The sequence below is a fragment of the Vibrio sp. 1402 genome (genome assembly GCF_033340275.1).
On the sequence record NZ_JAWOWE010000247.1, the window covers coordinates 1 to 723 of the forward strand.

Annotated in this window: 1 protein-coding gene; it reads left to right on the forward strand. The window is 49.0% G+C overall.

Translation table 11 applies throughout. From position 1 onward, the window contains the following. On the forward strand, window positions 1–723 hold a 723-nt coding region (locus R7044_RS25360; protein ID WP_225456016.1), incomplete at both ends, for an ExeA family protein.

Genomic DNA, 723 nt, shown 5'->3' on the forward strand with positions numbered 1-723 from the left:
GATCACGCACCTCAATGCGGGATTGGGCGACGGCGGTGGTTTTGCCATGCTGACCGGTGAGGTAGGAACAGGCAAAACGACAGTGGCCAAAGCCATGCTCGCGAATTTAGATGAAAGCACCAAAGCGGGGCTGATTCTCAATCCGACTTTTTCGAGCCGAGATCTGCTAGAAGCGATTTGCGATGAATTTAAGATCTCTTATCCGCAGGATGCGACGTTAAAACAGCTAAACCAAGTCATACATCATTATTTGCTGCGTAACCACAAGGTGGGTTGGCAGACGTTGCTCGTCATTGATGAGGCTCAGCATCTTGCTGCCGATGTACTTGAGCAACTGCGCTTGTTAACGAACTTAGAAACCGATACCAGAAAGCTGCTTAAAGTGCTGTTGGTAGGGCAGCCAGAGTTACAACGCTTGTTACAGACTACGCAGTTGCGTCAGCTCGCACAGCGTATCACTGGCCGTTATCATCTGTTACCTCTTGATGAGAAAGAGACTGCGGATTACATCGCGTTTCGTTTGCACACGGCTGGTGGCGATCAGCAACTGTTTCATCGCAGTTCCAGTAAGTTGATTGCGAAGTATAGCCATGGCATTCCGCGTCTCATCAACCTGATTTGTGATAAAGCATTGAATATGAGTTATCACCAGGGCAGTGTCGTTGTCGATAAACAGACGGTGCAACAAGCCTGCGAAGAAGTCATGCAGTTTCAGGCGGACAT